Below are 16731 nucleotides of genomic sequence, written 5' to 3'. Positions count from 1 at the left end.
GATGAGGCTGTTTTTAAAAATCAACAACCTCATCTTTTTTATTAATCTTTCCCGAATAATTACGTATCTCTACTTAAATAACCAATCAACTTTTTCTGCGTATTCGCTGTTTACTTTAGTCTCAGTAATTAGTTAGGGTGAAGTGCCCGGGCCATCGCATCCATATAGCCCTGAACAGCGCGCTGACTCACTTCTGTTTCTGGAGCGAAAATTTCGAAAAGGTGAAAACAACCGGGATACAGGTGGAATTCGACATCCACACCTGCTTGTGCAAGTCGTGCCACATACTCCATTGTCTCGTCTCGGAATAGATCGAGCTGACCTATACAAGTATAGGCTGGCGGCAAACCTGCCAAGTTCTCCGCTCTCGAGGGTACTGCATAAGTAGATTCTCCTCTGCCAACGCTCTCCTCGCCCAGGTACATGTTCCAAGCTGCTATGTTGTCTGTTCGGTTCCAGATTGCGCCTGCTTCTGTGATCTCATGACTGGACGGTGTGATGTTACGGTTGTCAAGCATCGGATATAATGGCATTTGGAAAATAAGAGAGGGTCCTCCTTTATCACGCGCCATCAGCGCGAGCGCTGCTGTCAGTCCGCCACCACCGCTAGCACCGGCAATTGCAACCCGATTCACATCAATGCCAAGCAAGGCTGCCTCCTCCGTCATCCATACCAATCCAGCATAACAATCTTCGATCGCCGCCGGATAAGGATGCTCGGGAGCAAGCCTATAATCAACCGATACGACAATACATTCAGCTGTCTGAACAAAACGTTCGCATAATTCGTCGTCCATATCCGGATGTCCTAACACGTATCCGCCCCCGTGAATCCATAGCATGGCAGGTAACAAGTCATTCGTTCGCCCGGCAGGTTCATAAATTTTCACCAGCATCTCGCCTCCATCCCTCGGGATTTTGCGACTGGTTGTGTTTACATGCTCTGATCCTTTCACGGATGCAGCTGACACTAAGCTCCTGCTCCACTCTAAATTCTTCTCCAATTCAAACCCAGGAAATTGTGAATAAACCTCTCTTAATTCTGGTAGTATACGTGTTTCATTACTCATGATAATCCCTCCAAATAAAATAATGAATTCGTTCGTTTACGTTTTATTCATAGATAATCCTTATCCCATTTGAGCTTCCCACTTGGCAATTTCCTCTCGTACTCGCGGCGCAACCTCTGTACCGAGCAGTTCTATAGCCCGCATAACCAACTCATGCGGCATCGTACTTAAGGGAACATACATCATGAATCGTGTAATCCCTACATGCTTACGCAGATGGATAATTTTTTGGGCGACTGTTTCCGGATCCCCTACATACAGCGCACCATCAAAGCGTCGGGCAGCATCATAGCTGGAACGATCATAGTACGCCCACCCCCGTTCTTTACCGAGCTTATTCATACCGTACTGGGTAGACGGAAAAAAGAGTTCTGCCGCCTGTTCCGTATCTTCTGCAACAAATCCAATGGAATGTGAACCTACCTGAAGCCGCGAAACATCATGTCCGGCATGAGCTGCCGCCTTTTTATACAGTTGTACAAGCGGCGCAAAATTGGTTGGGTTTCCACCGATAATCGCCAGGACTAATGGCAGACCCAGAAGTCCTGCACGTACGGCAGACTCCTGAGTACCGCCGCTACCAATCCATACGGGTAAAGAGTGCTGAACAGGGCGCGGGTATACACCCAGATTATTTATCGCTGATCGATGTCCTCCACTCCATGTTACTTTCTCAGATTCCCGTATTTTCAGAAGCAGCTCAATGTTTTCATTAAATAAATCCTCATAGTCATGCAGGTCATAACCAAAAAGCGGAAAAGATTCAACAAAGGAACCCCGGCCCGCTATAATCTCGGCACGTCCATTGGATAAGCCGTCCAGCGTGGCAAAATCCTGAAACACACGGACAGGATCAGCTGATGAAAGGACCGTCACAGCACTCGTCAATCGAATCCGCTTTGTTAGGGGGGCCGCAGCAGATAACACCACTGCTGGTGATGAAGCTGCATAATCTTCACGATGATGTTCACCTATGCCAAACACATCTAGTCCTACCTGATCCGCAAGGACGATTTCTTCGACGACTTCACGTAATCGTTGTGCGTGACTCATCACAACTCCGGTCTCAGTATCTGGCTTTGTTTCTATGAACGAAGTAACACCTATTTCCATAGTTAATCTCTCCTTAATATTTTCTCTTGCAATTTGCCCGACATCATCGGTGACAACCCAATTTCTTAAGAAGAATGCTCAAGACAACGGATTAAAGCCGTCCAATCCAACTCACCATAACCATTGGCAATTCCCTCAGACAAGTGATGGTGGATAAGCTGACCTAAAGGTAGAGGAGTTTGAACGGACTTCGCTGCCTCAATAGCCAATGCAACATCTTTTAACCCAAGCTTCATTTTAAAACCGGCCGGTTCAAAGCGCTGTTCGCTCATGATCGCTCCATAGTTCTGATATATTGGAGACTGAAAAAGAGCATTTACAACATTCATAAATTGGGACGAATCAATACCGTGCTTTTCTACCATTAGCTGCACTTCCGACAAAGCTTCCAGCATTGAAGCAATTAGAAAGTTAACGCCAATTTTTACAACGTTCCCTTCTTCGCCGTGATCCCCAATCTCTACTATCTCTTGACTCATTGCTGTTAAAACGGGAAGTACCCGTTGTCTTGCTTGTTCCGGACCAGCTAAAATAATACGCAATTTAGCTTCTTTAGCGGCATCTGGGCGCCCCATCACCGTGGCAGACACAAAGTGTTGCTTTCGCTCCGCATGCGAGACGGATAATTTTCGAGCCAGATCTACGCTGATTGTACTGGCAGAGATGTGAATTCCATTTTCCGATAATCCATTCAGAACACCATTCGGTCCCTCGACGACCTCCTTCAAAGCAGCATCATCAGAAAGCATGGTAATTACAAGATTGCCTTCTTTCACTGCCTCTAGCGGTGTTTTGGCATATCGTGCTCCCTGTTTCATTAAGGGTTCAACTTTTTCAGGGGTCCGATTAAAGATGACTAATTCATAACCCGCTTTCAATAGATTTTGGGCCATTGGGAGCCCCATATTTCCAAGCCCAATAAACGATACTTTCATTAGACACCTCTCCTTATTTTGATGGAATTCTGAATAACGGAATGATTGTTCCGAAATAATCAAAAAAAATATAGTCTAACATATACTTTTCAATTATCACCTTCATAATATGGGGAACACAATAACGGAACGATCGTTCCAAAATAATTAAAAAAAATTAGATTCCTGCAATTACAAAGCTAATCATCTCTTTTGCACGTTCCGGGTGCTGATCTGCTTTGGCCATAATATTTATGCTTTGATGTAAATTCAGCAATAAATAAGATAACACTTTGATATCAGTCGTTTTATCAATTTCTCCCCGTTGCTGGCCCTTTTCTAAAAGGTCACAAAAAGCTTGCTCTAATTCCAAAAAACTAGTCTTTATCAACTCATTAATTTTTTCATCTGGCGACTCCAATGTTGTAGCTACATTCGTAACAAAACATCCGCCCGGCAGGCTGGTATCGTATGCTGAAGCAATGTGATACTCAAAAAATTGAAGAATTCCATCTCTAACGCTTGATGCCTGTTCAAGAATAGCCTGCTTATTGAAATTCCCCTTTTTATAATGCTCAAGGGCATCTGTATACAAGGTTTGCTTGTCGGAAAACGTATCGTAAAGGCTGGATCTGCTAATGCCCATCACTTCTAGTAAATCTGGTATGCTAGCCGCTTCGTATCCTTTTTTCCAAAACAATAGCATGGCTTGATGCAGCGCTTGATCTTTGTTAAATTCTTTTGTCCTAGCGATAAGTAACACCTCCCGTCATTGAAATATAACATATCCGAACTGATCAGTCCAGAAAAAAGTGAGCAGAACTTTCGCTCATGATTCTTTGCGATATTTGTACATTTATTTTCTATTATTAAAATCCTAGACTATGTCATTAATCCAGACTATTCTTTTGATTTATAAAATAAACGGACACTCATATTGGTGTCCGTTCTTAGATGAAATACTTATTCATTGAATTGCTCAAAAACATCTTTTATTCAAACATTAATGTTTGTTGCATATTGATCTAGTTAAATGATCATATCAGCTAGTTCAGAGTTAGGCATCTCGTTTACGGTAAAATACAATGGCTGCTGTAATAAAGATCAGTGTCCATAACATTGAAATACCTGTTCCTTCCATTGGTGTAAGGACATTTATTTCATCGGAGGAAGGCGGCATAAACATATAATAACCTGCTGTATCTGGAAAAAAATATTTAGTATTGTGTAGAAAATCTTTCGACAATGGACTGACAATGAAGTAATAGCCAAGCAGTACCACTAAAGCAGGAGTAGTTCGTCTTAATAAAGCACCTATAGCTGCACTGAGAAGTGTGGTTAAAGTTAGATAGCCTGTTGCACCTGCTAATGATTTTATCATTTCGTCTATTTCAATCACTACTGCTGTGTCTTTCATCATGATAAAGGTATATAGTACACCTGATGCAATAGTAATAGACGCCGCAGGAATGGTTATAATGGCCAAGGCCAAATACTTCGTGGATAATTGAAACCCTCGCCAAGGTATCGTAGTTAAAGTAGTTCGAATCTGTCCCCCTGTATACTCCGAACAAGTAGTTAATATACCAAGAATAATAAACCCTGCTTGAAGATATCCCATAGAAGAAAGTCCTGTATTCAGTATATTTTGCGTTCCTGCTGCCTCTTGTAGATCAACAGAAGTAAAAGCTGCGGCTAAACCTAAATTAAGAAGGAATGTAACCAAAAGAGTGAGCCATATCAATGGTAATGTAACTAATTTATCCAGTTCAGCACCAAGGATTTGTGTTATCTTTCTACTAGATGAGACACTCATGCTGCTACATCCCTCCTATGGAATACAACAGCTGCAACAATGAAAACAACGACTACCCAGGCAAACATGACTAAACCGCCTGTGTAGGGGGTGTGAAACCCGTCGAATAAACTGCCTGTGGACGTGTTGTCCGTAAACATAAACATTTCAGCGCCAGCCCTATCTGGTAAGTAAAACGCCAACTTTGTAACCCTATACAACAGGACACTAAATGATACAACGGATGAATTTATTATGAGCACAGCTAGCGGGATGATGCCATTCTTAGTTAGAAAAGTAATCCCAAGTGCTAGAAGAGCAGTAAATGTCCAGTAACAAACTGCACCGATAAGTCTGGACCATTCAAATGCAGGGGCATATTCACCAAGAATAAGATGCGTTGCTGACACAGTTGTCATAATAGCAGCAATACAAAGCAGTATGCTGATCACAGTCACAGCACCTGCTTTTGCCAGCAAAAAATGAATTCGGGATGAAACAACAGTTAAACTCGTTGTAATCTGTTGTCCTCCACCAGATTCACTGCTCTCTGTCAAATACTCACTGCTAACAGCTAGCACACCAAGAATAATAACACCTTGCACACCAAGAGCTAACCCGATATAGCCAACTTCCGATAGCCGTGTGCTAACTCCAGCTATAATCTCCTCTTTTTGTGCTATGCTGTCCAAAGCAGCAATGGCTGCCGGAGCAAATGCTCCAATAAGTAAGGCTAGCCAAATGCCTGGCAGGGAGATCAATTTAGATAGTTCCGCGTTGAATGCCCTCATACAACATCACCTGCATTTTCAGATGTCAGGGCAAAAAAGGCTTCCTCCAGCGTGGAATAGTTACCTATTACTTCTTCCAAAGTTCCATCTGCAACGATGGTTCCATGCTTAATAATCACCACATCATCAACGGTCTCTGCAAGCTCTCCCATTAGATGACTGGATAATAACACCGTATTTCCAGACTTAGCACGTTCACGTAAAAATGTCCGAATCCAACGAATTCCTTCTGGGTCGAGCCCGTTTACGGGCTCATCTAAAATCAATATTTTTGGATCACCAAGCAGCGCAGCTGCAATTCCAAGTCTTCTCCCCATACCAAGAGAATACTTCCCAACTCTTTTTCCAGCGGCATTAGTAAGACCTACTATTTCCAAAACTTCCTCGACACGTGAGTTAGACAATCCTGCGGCACGAGCAATCCAACGCAAGTGTGCCCGTCCTGTTCGCATACGATGAGCTCCAAATCCATCAAGTGCGGCACCTACTGTTGCTATAGGATTATGTAGTTCTGCGAATGGCTTTCCATTGATTAGCGCACTCCCTGAGGTGGCACGATCTAACCCAAGCAGGATACGAAGCGTAGAGCTTTTACCTGCCCCATTTGGACCTAAAAAACCAGTTACTCTACCAGGTCTAGCTTTAAAACTGATACCTGATAAGATTTCCACAGTTCCGCGATGTTTGACTAAGTTATTAATTGTAAGCAACCATAACACTTCCCTTCTGTTATGGTTCTAATTATAAAGAAGCAAAGTTACATCTCGGTTATCCTGCTATTTACTTCTGGGTTAACTTTAGGTTAAGCTCTCTCTACCAATAGCTACTCTTGTGCCATCTTCATTTGATGTAAAGTCAGCTTTCAGTTTCATTTTTTTTAACATATAATTTGAAGTCGATAAACCAATCCCCGCCCCACGCTCATAGGATGAGTTATCCATACCTGGACCTCTGTCTGCAACAATGATCTGTTCTTTTTCTACATCAACCCCAATGCTTACATATTTCCCCTCTGCTGCATGTCGAAGAATATTCTGAAATAAATTATCAAGAACCCGTGTCATCCATTTAGGATCTGCTTCCCAATAAAAAGTCGCCTCTGTCGGTAAATCAACCTCGATCTGGATTTCTTTTTCTTCAAATACAGGATACCACGCAGCAACAGATGCTCTTACTAAACGTCCAATATCTGTTGAAGTGGGCTCAAAAGGATGTTTTCCTGATGTAAGCAATGTATAGGAAAGTAAATCATCCATTAGTTCTCCGACTCTAGTAATCGTATGGTTCATCTCTGATAATGAGTTTTGTCCTTCTAGACTCATTGATTCTTTATTTAATCGGGTGACATGTCCTCTCAAAATGGTAAGCGGTGTTCGTAAGTCGTGAGATAAATTCGCGATGAGTCGATGTCGTAACAATTCCTCTTCATGTTCTCGCTTGCGACTGTCTTCAAGCTGTTGAATCATCCAATTAAAAGAACTGCCTAACTGGTCTATTTCATCCATACGATCACTTTGAACAACTATTGGTTTAGGAAATGAATTATGATTAGCTGAAAATGACATGACATCCTGTAAGCGGTTAAGACGTTTACGAAGTCTCAAGAAGAAAATCCAAGAGATTACCACAAATGCGACAATAATAAAACCAAACAAAAGAAGTACAACGTAAAAATAATTTAACTTATTCAGCTCTTCTTCATTAAAAGGAGACTCAATGAACGCAGATAAGAAAATAAGTATGATCGGAGGTAAAAAGATAAATAGAAAATGTCCTTTTAGAAAACGACGAAATAATGATTTAGTCTGTTTCATAGTTTCACCCGATAGCCTATTCCCTTCAACGTTTCAATAATCTCTGGGGAGTCTGGATGACGTTCCAGCTTTTGACGCAGTCGATGGATATGTACCATTAATGTTTTATCACCTGTTATATAAGCTTCTTCCCAGATGGCTTCATAGATTTGTTCTTTTGGTAAAACTTGATTAGGATGGCGTAAGAAGTACATTAAAATATGATGTTGTTTCCCTGTCAATATAATTTCTTCTCCTGTGTGTTTGTCAAATACCATTTGAACTTCTGGATCTACTTCAATATATTTCCCTAATGAAATACGTTCGGAATGTGTTCCGCCCTTTCGACGGATTAATACTTCTAATCTAGCAACTAATTCATCCGTATGGAATGGTTTCGTTAAATAGTCATCAGCAAATTGTAACCCTTCTACCTTATCATCTATCGATGTTCGAGCAGTTAACAACAAAATTGGAACAACAGGAGCTGCCTTTTTTAATCGTTTTCCCACAGTAAATCCATCTAAACCGGGTAACATGATATCCAAAATAACGATTTCATGCTGATTCACTTCTTTTTCAGCTCCTTCACCAGAAAGTAGCCATTGTACTGAAAATCCTCGTTGTTCCAATTCTTCCTTTACCCAACTGCCTATCTTCTCATTATCTTCAATATATAACACGTTTCTTTTCAAGTAACTTCCCTCTCTCTAAATCGAGTTCACTATTAGACAGATTAACACAATCTAAAGAATTGTTTCCAGTTAAGACAATTATATAGTTCGTGCGGACTTTCACTGCCAAGTTATCGTCCATGCCTGGCGCACACTAGAAAACCCTCTAACGTACAGTGCATGTTAGAGGGTTTCGTGCGTAGCTGCTAATTTTAGGAATACTACTTCATGATACTAATAGATTTCGAAGTATTATCGAAGAATATATTTGCACCAAAATACTCAGCAATGAAACGTAATGGGAGCATAGTACGACCGTTTACAAGTTCAGCTGCTACATCCATTCCTGGTGCAAGTTCACCGATCTTAATCGACAAAGTCTGACCTTTCAAGGTAATCATTACGGTTTTCGTAACGTTATCCCAGCTTACATTTGCTCCTAAGCTCTCAGCAACGAAGCGCAGTGGCACTAACGTTCTGCCTTTAACTACCATCGAAGCAACATCCATACTCATTTCGATTCCGTTTAATTTATACCCTGTCTTCCCTAAAGTGAATTCCAATTTCACAGGTTCAGGCTTGGTTGTAACGAAGATATAGCCTAGTCCTTTTGCCTTGAAGGTAAATTTACCTGTCTCATGGTCATAGTTGCCGCCTAAACGTTCCATATTACCGTTCAATCGAAGCATGACACCGCATAACATGCTAAGATCGTTTGTCGACAACTTCTCTTTTGACAGATCGAAGATTACGGGTATAAGCCCTGTATAATCCGTTACTTCCCGGCCATCCGCGAAGATCTTCAATTCATATCCCCGCCCTATAGCTCCGTCTCTTTCATCTACAGGTTTAATAACAACCTTCATCCGCTTTCCTGTATTCAATTGCTTCAACAATTCAGCGGACAATTCCACAGATAAGGTGTCATTCGTAACGATTAGCGGTTTGTCAGCTTTAATAATCGCACCGATCGTATCGCTTTGAATCTCAAGCTCATCTTTTCCGGCTGACATCGTCAATGCAATGGAATTGCCCTTCTTCAGCTGCTCTTTGATTGTAGCATCAATACGCTCCGCTACTGATAACTCTGGCGAAGGAGTCGGCGTACTGCTGTGGCCATTTGAATTGCCGCCATTGTTATTGCCATTATTGCCACCACTGTCATTTGTAGTAATTACAATAGTTAACTCTATCGTATCCATAGCTGCATAATTGGAAGCCGTAATATTGAATTTGTAAGTTCCCGCTTCAGTAGGCACGCCTGAAATAACACCCGTAGCTCCTTCTAGATTCAGCCCAGCAGGTAAATAATTATCACTCACTGTCCAGGTAATCGGTTTGTCGCCGTAAACCGCTAATGTTACCGTATACGGTTGTCCAACTTTGCCGTTTGGCAAATTTTTAGTGATAATCTCCGGAGCTGTAACAACTGGCTTATCCTCTTTAATCTCGATGCTCAATACTCGCTCATCTATACCAAAGTCATTCGTTGCTGCAACCGTGAATTCGTAATATCCTGTCTCTTGAGGCGTACCCGAGATAACGCCTGTTGCTTCATCTAGGTTCAAATCTACTGGCAAATCTCCTCCCTGGACCTTCCAAGTAATCGGTTCGCTGCCATATACCGCTAGTGTTACCGTATACGGTTGTCCAACTTTTCCGCTTGGCAAATTCTTAGTAATAATCCCCGGAGCTGTGTCAACTGAGACATCTTCAGTGATCACTATATTGAAAGGTTTTGTGTCACTGCCTGCGTCATTATTTGCTTGAACTTTGAACGTAAATTGACCCCACTGATCCGGTGTACCAGAGATAACACCTGCACCTTCATCCAAGCTCAATCCTGATGGTAATTGTCCCTCTACAACGGCCCATTTGATAGGCTTATCGCCTTCAGTCGTAAGAACTGCCGAATAAGGTTGTCCGACCTTGCCATCCGCAAGCGAATTCGTCGTAATCGTTGGTGCCGTACCTGCGTCTTCAACCCATTTCGCATATAATCCAATATCCCTTGTAACAGGATCAGCAACGAAATTCCAGGCATCGTTTAATCCTGTATCTTGATACCAACCGCCGAAAACAGTTTTTTCTTTTGTTGGCGCTGTTGGCTCGGTAATTGTCCCGCCCATATCAGCGAACTTCATCGCAACTTCGCTGCCACCATTGGAATCAAAAGTTACCGCATAAGGGTTGTGCGCGCCGATGGAAGGCGTTCTTCCGCTAAGTGGATTGCCGAAGAAGTCTGTTCTCTCCGTCATATGAGGCAGAGCGTTCGCCCGATCCACATATGGGCTTACAATCTCGGCACCTGCACCATAGGCCAGGTTATTACCATCAGCAAGACGGAACCCGTTCATCGCACTGTAATCAAGCTTGGCATCCACTGTTCCGCTGTTGGTAATCCAATGTTCCGGCGCAGATTTATAATCATTTAATATAGAATTTAGTTCCTCTTCCGTTACATAGCGGTTGTCTGTTGCTGTTACGCCTGCACCTAGATATCCGCCTCCACCTGCGTTCATACTGTCAAAAAGATTAGCCGGATATACAATGTTGTTTGTAAACCGTCCGGTTGCAAATGGAGCTGATGTTCCCCCGCCTTTCAGACCAACCTGGTTGTTTGCCCCAGTGTAGGCAAATATATTATTTTGGAAATAAATGTGCAAGTTGGAGGCTGTCGGGTCAAATACTAACGAACTGCTATTCTTCAATGGTGTGACGATAACATTGTTATAGTATAAGCCACTTAATTCCTCGCTCGTTGAAGAACCTCCTGCAAGCAATATTAGACTGTTAAAACTCTTGTTAAAATCCGGACTGCGGCCGTCGTTCACGCTAATATTATAGCGAACGATATTGCCCTTGGCAGCGTTCATCTGTAAGTACCAACCACCATAGTTATTTCGGCTGTAATTGTATTCATACACATTGTCCTGACAATAGTTGTCAATGTCCCAAGCCATACCGTCATTACTTGCATGATAAGGGTTATCCACAGCTTCATTATAGCGGAAGATGGTGCCTTTACTTGCCATAATCCACGCTGCTGCATAGTTTTGCGAACCTAGATATGTTGGTGTTGTATTATTTGGACCCCAGTTCGTAACCAGATTGCCGCTCTTATCGCTTAAATAGCTATAACCGTTGTCTGTGACCACATTTCGTTCCACAAGGGAGTTGTTCCCGCCGGACATGACAATGCCATCTCCAACCGAACTAGAAACCCAGTTGTTTCTAAACACAGCGTTGGATGCCCAAGGATAGCTTGAGTTACTCCAAGTAATACCTGTGTTATTAGTCCCTGGATTGCTTGGCCCGTAGGCATTATTGCGAATACCTTCGTTATCACAACGAAGGGTTTTGTTGCCTTCAACCAATATATCTACATAACCATTAATAATGATGCCGCCGGATACCTTACTTGCTCCATTTGCTTGGTGCAGCCCATTAACATCATGAACATAGTTATCTCGAATGACGATTCCTTGCATACGAGCATCAGCATAATCTTGAATATTAAACTGTCCTTGTCCCAGCTTGGAAATCCGTGACATTACAGCGATACCGGAACGGCCGTCACCTGCCGCATTGCCGATGTTCGTTACTTCAATTCCACTGACAATCCAATAGTTAACGTCATATAACTCAATGGTACCGTTTAAGGAAATGCCAGATGGGCTCGACGCTGTTCCTCCACCATTAATTACCGGGCGTTTGTTAGGGTCGGTCGTATTATATTTTGTAAGCGTAATCGGATTTCCTTCCTCACCATTGCCACGCAGTCTGATTTGTTCATTCCATACGCTATTCGCATCCAGATAAATGGTTGAACCTGGCATAAATACATATTCATTAATTTTGGAGATTGATTTCCATGCTGTAGCCGGTGTGCGTCCATCTGCATGATCGTCACCGTTATTGGAGAAATAATAATCACGGACTTCAAGGGGTACAATGTTCAACTCGAATGTGATTTCGGCAGGATACAGATCAAGTCTAACGGTATATTTCCCCGGCACGATATTATTTCTTGCGAATGATTCTTTGTTAATTTTCAATACATTACCGCTAACCGTATAATCCACATCCCGCTGCAGTGTTACAGCGCCGATCTCCACTCCAGCTAGATCTGCTAAATCAGGATTTACGGTGATATTATAGTCGTCCAGACCCATAACATATGTGCTGTCTTCCAAGTGGCTATACTCTTTGGGCAAAAGCTTTAGCGTAATAGAAGATGTTCCGGTTTGGGCTGTTATTCCACTATCGATAACATATACGTCATCGATAAAGTGCCTGTTCTGTATATCCTTAACCGTTCCAGCCTTGTTGCCCCAGTTCGTAGCAAGCTGCAATGCATCGATCTTGGAAATATTGTTCTTAACTAGGGTATCAAAATTTCCGCCATCTGTTGATTGCCTTTGAATGTCTTGTCCGTCAATTTTATAGGTTGTTCCTGTTGATGTAACGAACCATTGAAATTTATGCCAGCCTTCACTTCGCTTGACATCTACAGGATAGAATCTCCCGGATGAACCGGGTCTGACTGCGTAATTGGTCAGATTTGCCGTCCAGTCACCATCTCCATTGCCATAATTTATTGCGATATGTTCATTGGACGATGGGGTTAAGCCAAAGACAGCGTGGTCATTGGAAGCCGCTCTGCCATCATCATAGTACCAAGCAGTAACGATTGTTGTCTTACCGGTTGCAGGGGCGTAATTATAGGTACCTGGAACAGTCGCCACCTGACCGGCGCCGCTTGATGTCGCGGCCTTTCCTCCGGTACGGGACATCACATCGCTGTGAATATATCCGTTCGCACCATTTGAAAATTTCTTCTCCCCTTCAAATCCATCGTAAAATTTAGTGTCAGCCTTATTGAAGTAATCAACGCTCACATGTACAGTAACTTCTTCGTTCCCTGTCGGAATATAACCTTTCTTAACCGTCACGAATCCGGCATCATCAACTTCAATCTTATCCTTGTCTTGATCCGCCGGACTGAAGCTGATGTTATCAGCAACGAACACATCAGCTGTGTCAACCATTAACCGCGTTCTATCTCCTGCCCGTAATGTATCGTTCTGGCGAATTAGCGCAATGTTCGCTGAATATTGTGCACTCTCCCCTGATTCATCAGAGTCCAAGAATCGTGACGTTGCGTTGCCGTTTGCCTTTACTTTAAAGGTATCGTTTAAAGTCGGAGACAAAGCCGTATCATTGCTTGTCGCTGCAATCGGGCTTCCATTAACCACTCCATTACTGAAGAGTTGAACCGAATAGGCAGATGCGTTAGCGACGCGATCCCATGTAGCGTATGTGCCGTTCCATCTGGCATTTGCCGGTGTAGGCAATTTCTCGATTTTCAATATTCCGGATGCTGCAACTTCTTCACTGATATCTCCCGCATTATTTATGACAATAGCTGTAACAGTGTAGTTGCCCACTCCCAGTGCCCTTGCATAGGGCAGAACATGATGCCTTTCATGATTGTTAGGCTGGTCGGGACCCCCATTTTTCGATAAATAATAACCAACAAGTCCACCGTCTTTGAACAGTGTTACAAGGGTATCGCCGTAATTGGAAGCGCCATTATAAATACCCGTATCCGAGTCAAGCGTTGGATTAATTGGTGCATTCACCTGCGTATTGGTGGTTATCAACAACGGTACAGCATGGGATTTCACCACAACTCCCTCTGCCGAGGAGACTTCGCAATAATAAAAATTGCCTTGTTGTGAAGCTGCGTCCACATTGGAAAGTGTTAATACTGCCTTATCAGCTCCGCTGACTTTTGTCCCGCTCAAGCCAGTCTCGTCATCAGATACATACCATTGATAAGCAGTAGCAGCGGCTGATGCCGTAATGCTAAATGTTGCTGTCTCACTTTGTTTCACTTCTGCCCTTGTTGGCTGAGTGATTATTTCTAAATTTGGCAATCCGCCGGGAGGTACCAAATTCACTGTTAATGTTCTGGTACCTGTTGTTGTAGCCACATCTTTTACAACATAAAAATCGTCAATTAGATGTTTATTTTTAATATAAGCTTTGTTCCCTGACTGGCTATTCCATCCTCCAGCTATTTTAGGCTGAATGGTTGTACCGCTCTTCATAGCTTTGTAAATATCACTTTGCGCTGAATCGGATATTAATGTTCCGTCTATTTGTAACGTCGCACCATTCGGTGTAATAAGCCACTCGAATTTATGCCAGCCTGTGGAACGTAAAGCCCCGCTATCTTTCCAACGGTTGCCTGCTGTACCCGCTGATGATGGTTCATAAGCCCAAGTATATTTCGTCGGGTTATGAATAACATCAGCCTCTGAACTTTGATAGAATGTCCCGGCAAAGGTGGCATTTTTGCCATCTACAATAGCAAATTGCGTTCTATCCGTCGCAGTCTTCTCCTCATTAGGATACGGGTCAAAATACCATGCCGTCATCTTATAATTGCTGCCAGCCGGCAATGCCACGTCCTGGGCTACCTTTTCATTATTCGTATCATCCGATGGTGTAATCGCTTTCAATCCAGAGCGGGACTGTGCATCGGACAGCGTGAAGGACGAGCCTAATTTGCTCATAGATGTCATCGGACCATTGTTGTTCTCGAAGTCCTCCATGAATAACACTTCTGAGTCAGGGTAATAACCTGCCGTGGCCGTGATTGTCACCGGGACGCCCGGGGCACCTGGCGACGCAAATGTATAACCGTTAGATAAAGTAATGTTACCCTGATTATTAACAGTTAAAAGATGCGAATTGCTGGAATCATAACTTACCTCGTCAATAACCGGTCCTTTAACCAGACTGCTTAAAGGCGAACCTTTATAGGAAAGATTTACCCTGCCTGCCTGACCTGCGGCTTGTGTCAATTCTAGTACAACGGAGTCAAAAGATTCGCCCCCTCCCGCAGCTGATACTTCAGATGAAGGCGCCAAGCCGAACAGACCAGGGAATGCCAACGTTGTTGCCGTAACTATCGACAAAGCTTTTTGCATCCATTTCGATCGTATCATTCCAAAATTTCCTCCCTTTGAAATTAATAAATTTATACTTTATAAAAAAATCTGTATCTATGGAAATCTCAATAGACAAAGATTTTTATAAACTTAAAAACTAACTATTCTAGTTCACTACTAATTCACTGAATCGATTACCGTTATACACGATCTTCAACTTATTCGTATTTGTTATTAACGCTCGCAAGTCAGATTCCGCCCATTCGTATATAATGGAATCTTTCACTTCTTCCAGTTTAAGCTTGGTGATTTCCGGTTTTGTGATTAATGTGGCAATGACATCCTCGTCCATATATTTACCGATTACTGTCTCACCTACAGAAGCAGCAGCTAATGACTCCCAGAACTTAAGAGACTCGGTATCTTCTTTGGATATATCCAAACGATTTAGCACTTTCTCTTTCTTGGCCTGCCCCGTTGTCGCTAACGCAGCCGTTAATTTATCAGCAACACGAGTATATTCCGCACTTTTTGATGCATACTCAACTTGTAACTCCGCGTTGCTCATTTTCGTTTTCTTAACCTGGGTTTCTACCAAATCCGGCCAACGGGCGCCACTTAAATATTGCATGTATTGATATAAATCAAACTGAGGCAGCCCATAGTATGTCTCTCCTGAATCATCCATCTTAGCTCGCTTAACATTTTCATCATCCATGTCGGATTCTAGCTCATCAAAGCTTTTGTAAGGGGCGATCCCCCGCTCATCTGCAATAAACTGCTCCTGCTTGGTTTTTAGCAATGCAGTCATCGCAGAATTTTTGGCGTATTCAGAGGGGGTTTCATGATTTTTGCCGTATTTACGTGTCCAGAAGCCCTCATCTACTTGAGCCCCATAAGTTCTGAAGAAATAGTCTGCTGTTACAGCTCTTTGCTCTGTTACATAGAAATGAAATTCTTCCTCTGTTACTGCATATCCATCTACGGTAAATATCCAGTTTTCAGGCAGCTCCGCCTTTTTGTTAGTTAAGCCCAACATGAGTAAAGCAAGAACAATCAGAGCGGTAAACAAGATAATCACTGTTGGTTTTCGTCTTGTAATCCCCATGACAGCCCCCTTTCCAATATTCAACCTAGCTTTGCATGAAAGCCATGACAGTGAAATTCTTCCCCGTTGCAGGAGAAGTTCCCAAATTTAAATGGTTAGACATTATTGTAAGTTTAGCCACCCCCTAATGTAAGCGCTTATTTAGACTGAATTAGAACAAATTTGACTTATAAAAAAACAGTCCTAGTTCGCAACTTTGTGTGTACTAGGGGATCAATATCTTAAAAAGGAACTGTCGTTTGGTGTAAACGCTTTTATTTATGGATATTAATTTTTAAATTTTATTCACAAACACCTAGACACGGCGAAAATAGTTGTGATACATTTGAGCATAAGTAATGCTGCTGGGTTAGCAATTTCTACCTATAGGTGAAAAGTGACGTTGAGGATGCGATGATTTCCTATTGAAGCGCATATCTTCAAATCTCTTCAGCATATAAGTCAAATGTCACCTTCGCCCTAAAGTTAAAGCGCTTAAACTTTATAGGCTTAAATAACATCTATTGTTAAG

Annotated in this window: 11 protein-coding genes; all 11 read right to left on the bottom strand. The window is 42.5% G+C overall.

What is annotated here, in order from left to right; genetic code table 11:
* Positions 1 to 128 precede the first annotated feature (128 nt).
* Positions 129 to 1070, bottom strand: a complete 942-nt coding sequence (locus NYE35_RS16790; protein ID WP_036677034.1) for an alpha/beta hydrolase — start codon at positions 1068 to 1070, stop codon at positions 129 to 131.
* Positions 1071 to 1130: 60 nt separating this feature from the next.
* Positions 1131 to 2183 carry an LLM class flavin-dependent oxidoreductase gene (locus NYE35_RS16785; RefSeq protein WP_036677037.1) on the bottom strand — a complete coding sequence of 351 codons (1053 nt, stop codon included), beginning with the start codon at positions 2181 to 2183 and terminating at the stop codon, positions 1131 to 1133.
* A 65-nt stretch (positions 2184 to 2248) separates the two neighbouring features.
* Positions 2249 to 3118, bottom strand: coding sequence for an NAD(P)-dependent oxidoreductase (locus NYE35_RS16780; protein ID WP_076106684.1), 870 nt, complete (start codon positions 3116 to 3118; stop codon positions 2249 to 2251).
* Between the two features lie 157 nt (positions 3119 to 3275).
* Positions 3276 to 3860, bottom strand: a complete 585-nt coding sequence (locus NYE35_RS16775; RefSeq protein WP_232061372.1) for a TetR/AcrR family transcriptional regulator — start codon at positions 3858 to 3860, stop codon at positions 3276 to 3278.
* A 294-nt stretch (positions 3861 to 4154) separates the two neighbouring features.
* Positions 4155 to 4913 carry an ABC transporter permease gene (locus NYE35_RS16770; RefSeq protein ID WP_341121703.1) on the bottom strand — a complete coding sequence of 253 codons (759 nt, stop codon included), beginning with the start codon at positions 4911 to 4913 and terminating at the stop codon, positions 4155 to 4157.
* Positions 4910 to 5683: an ABC transporter permease gene (locus tag NYE35_RS16765; RefSeq protein ID WP_076296618.1), complete on the bottom strand. Its 774-nt coding sequence runs from the start codon at positions 5681 to 5683 to the stop codon at positions 4910 to 4912. Before NYE35_RS16765 ends, NYE35_RS16770 begins: the two co-directional genes overlap by 4 nt.
* Positions 5680 to 6402: an ABC transporter ATP-binding protein gene (locus NYE35_RS16760; protein ID WP_440971520.1), complete on the bottom strand. Its 723-nt coding sequence runs from the start codon at positions 6400 to 6402 to the stop codon at positions 5680 to 5682. Before NYE35_RS16760 ends, NYE35_RS16765 begins: the two co-directional genes overlap by 4 nt.
* A 78-nt stretch (positions 6403 to 6480) precedes the next feature.
* Positions 6481 to 7497, bottom strand: coding sequence for a sensor histidine kinase (locus NYE35_RS16755; protein ID WP_094900717.1), 1017 nt, complete (start codon positions 7495 to 7497; stop codon positions 6481 to 6483).
* The gene (locus tag NYE35_RS16750; protein ID WP_036677049.1) at positions 7494 to 8171 is read right to left on the bottom strand and encodes a response regulator transcription factor; all 678 of its coding nucleotides are present in this window, start codon (positions 8169 to 8171) and stop codon (positions 7494 to 7496) included. The genes NYE35_RS16755 and NYE35_RS16750 overlap by 4 nt, the downstream gene beginning before the upstream one ends.
* A gap of 200 nt (positions 8172 to 8371) precedes the next feature.
* Positions 8372 to 15169: a putative Ig domain-containing protein gene (locus NYE35_RS16745; protein ID WP_341121700.1), complete on the bottom strand. Its 6798-nt coding sequence runs from the start codon at positions 15167 to 15169 to the stop codon at positions 8372 to 8374.
* A 109-nt stretch (positions 15170 to 15278) separates the two neighbouring features.
* Complete coding sequence (locus NYE35_RS16740; protein ID WP_076099121.1) at positions 15279 to 16220, bottom strand: hypothetical protein; 942 nt, start codon at positions 16218 to 16220, stop codon at positions 15279 to 15281.
* Between the last annotated feature and the right edge of the window lie 511 nt (positions 16221 to 16731).

The organism is Paenibacillus sp. FSL L8-0494, assembly GCF_038003695.1.
In the GTDB taxonomy this organism is placed as follows: Bacteria; Bacillota; Bacilli; order Paenibacillales; family Paenibacillaceae; genus Paenibacillus_AQ; species Paenibacillus_AQ odorifer.
Note: the sequence above shows the minus strand (reverse complement) of the source record. Positions and strands in the feature narration are given on the sequence as shown.

Excerpts from the sequence above, each read along its gene's own strand:
- NYE35_RS16765 (WP_076296618.1), bottom strand. The coding sequence starts at position 5,683 with ATGAGGGCATTCAACGCGGAACTATCTAAATTGATCTCCCTGCCAGGC.
- NYE35_RS16740 (WP_076099121.1), bottom strand. The coding sequence starts at position 16,220 with ATGGGGATTACAAGACGAAAACCAACAGTGATTATCTTGTTTACCGCT.
- NYE35_RS16755 (WP_094900717.1), bottom strand. The coding sequence starts at position 7,497 with ATGAAACAGACTAAATCATTATTTCGTCGTTTTCTAAAAGGACATTTT.
- NYE35_RS16745 (WP_341121700.1), bottom strand. The coding sequence starts at position 15,169 with ATGATACGATCGAAATGGATGCAAAAAGCTTTGTCGATAGTTACGGCA.
- NYE35_RS16770 (WP_341121703.1), bottom strand. The coding sequence starts at position 4,913 with ATGAGTGTCTCATCTAGTAGAAAGATAACACAAATCCTTGGTGCTGAA.
- NYE35_RS16790 (WP_036677034.1), bottom strand. The coding sequence starts at position 1,070 with ATGAGTAATGAAACACGTATACTACCAGAATTAAGAGAGGTTTATTCA.
- NYE35_RS16780 (WP_076106684.1), bottom strand. The coding sequence starts at position 3,118 with ATGAAAGTATCGTTTATTGGGCTTGGAAATATGGGGCTCCCAATGGCC.
- NYE35_RS16785 (WP_036677037.1), bottom strand. The coding sequence starts at position 2,183 with ATGGAAATAGGTGTTACTTCGTTCATAGAAACAAAGCCAGATACTGAG.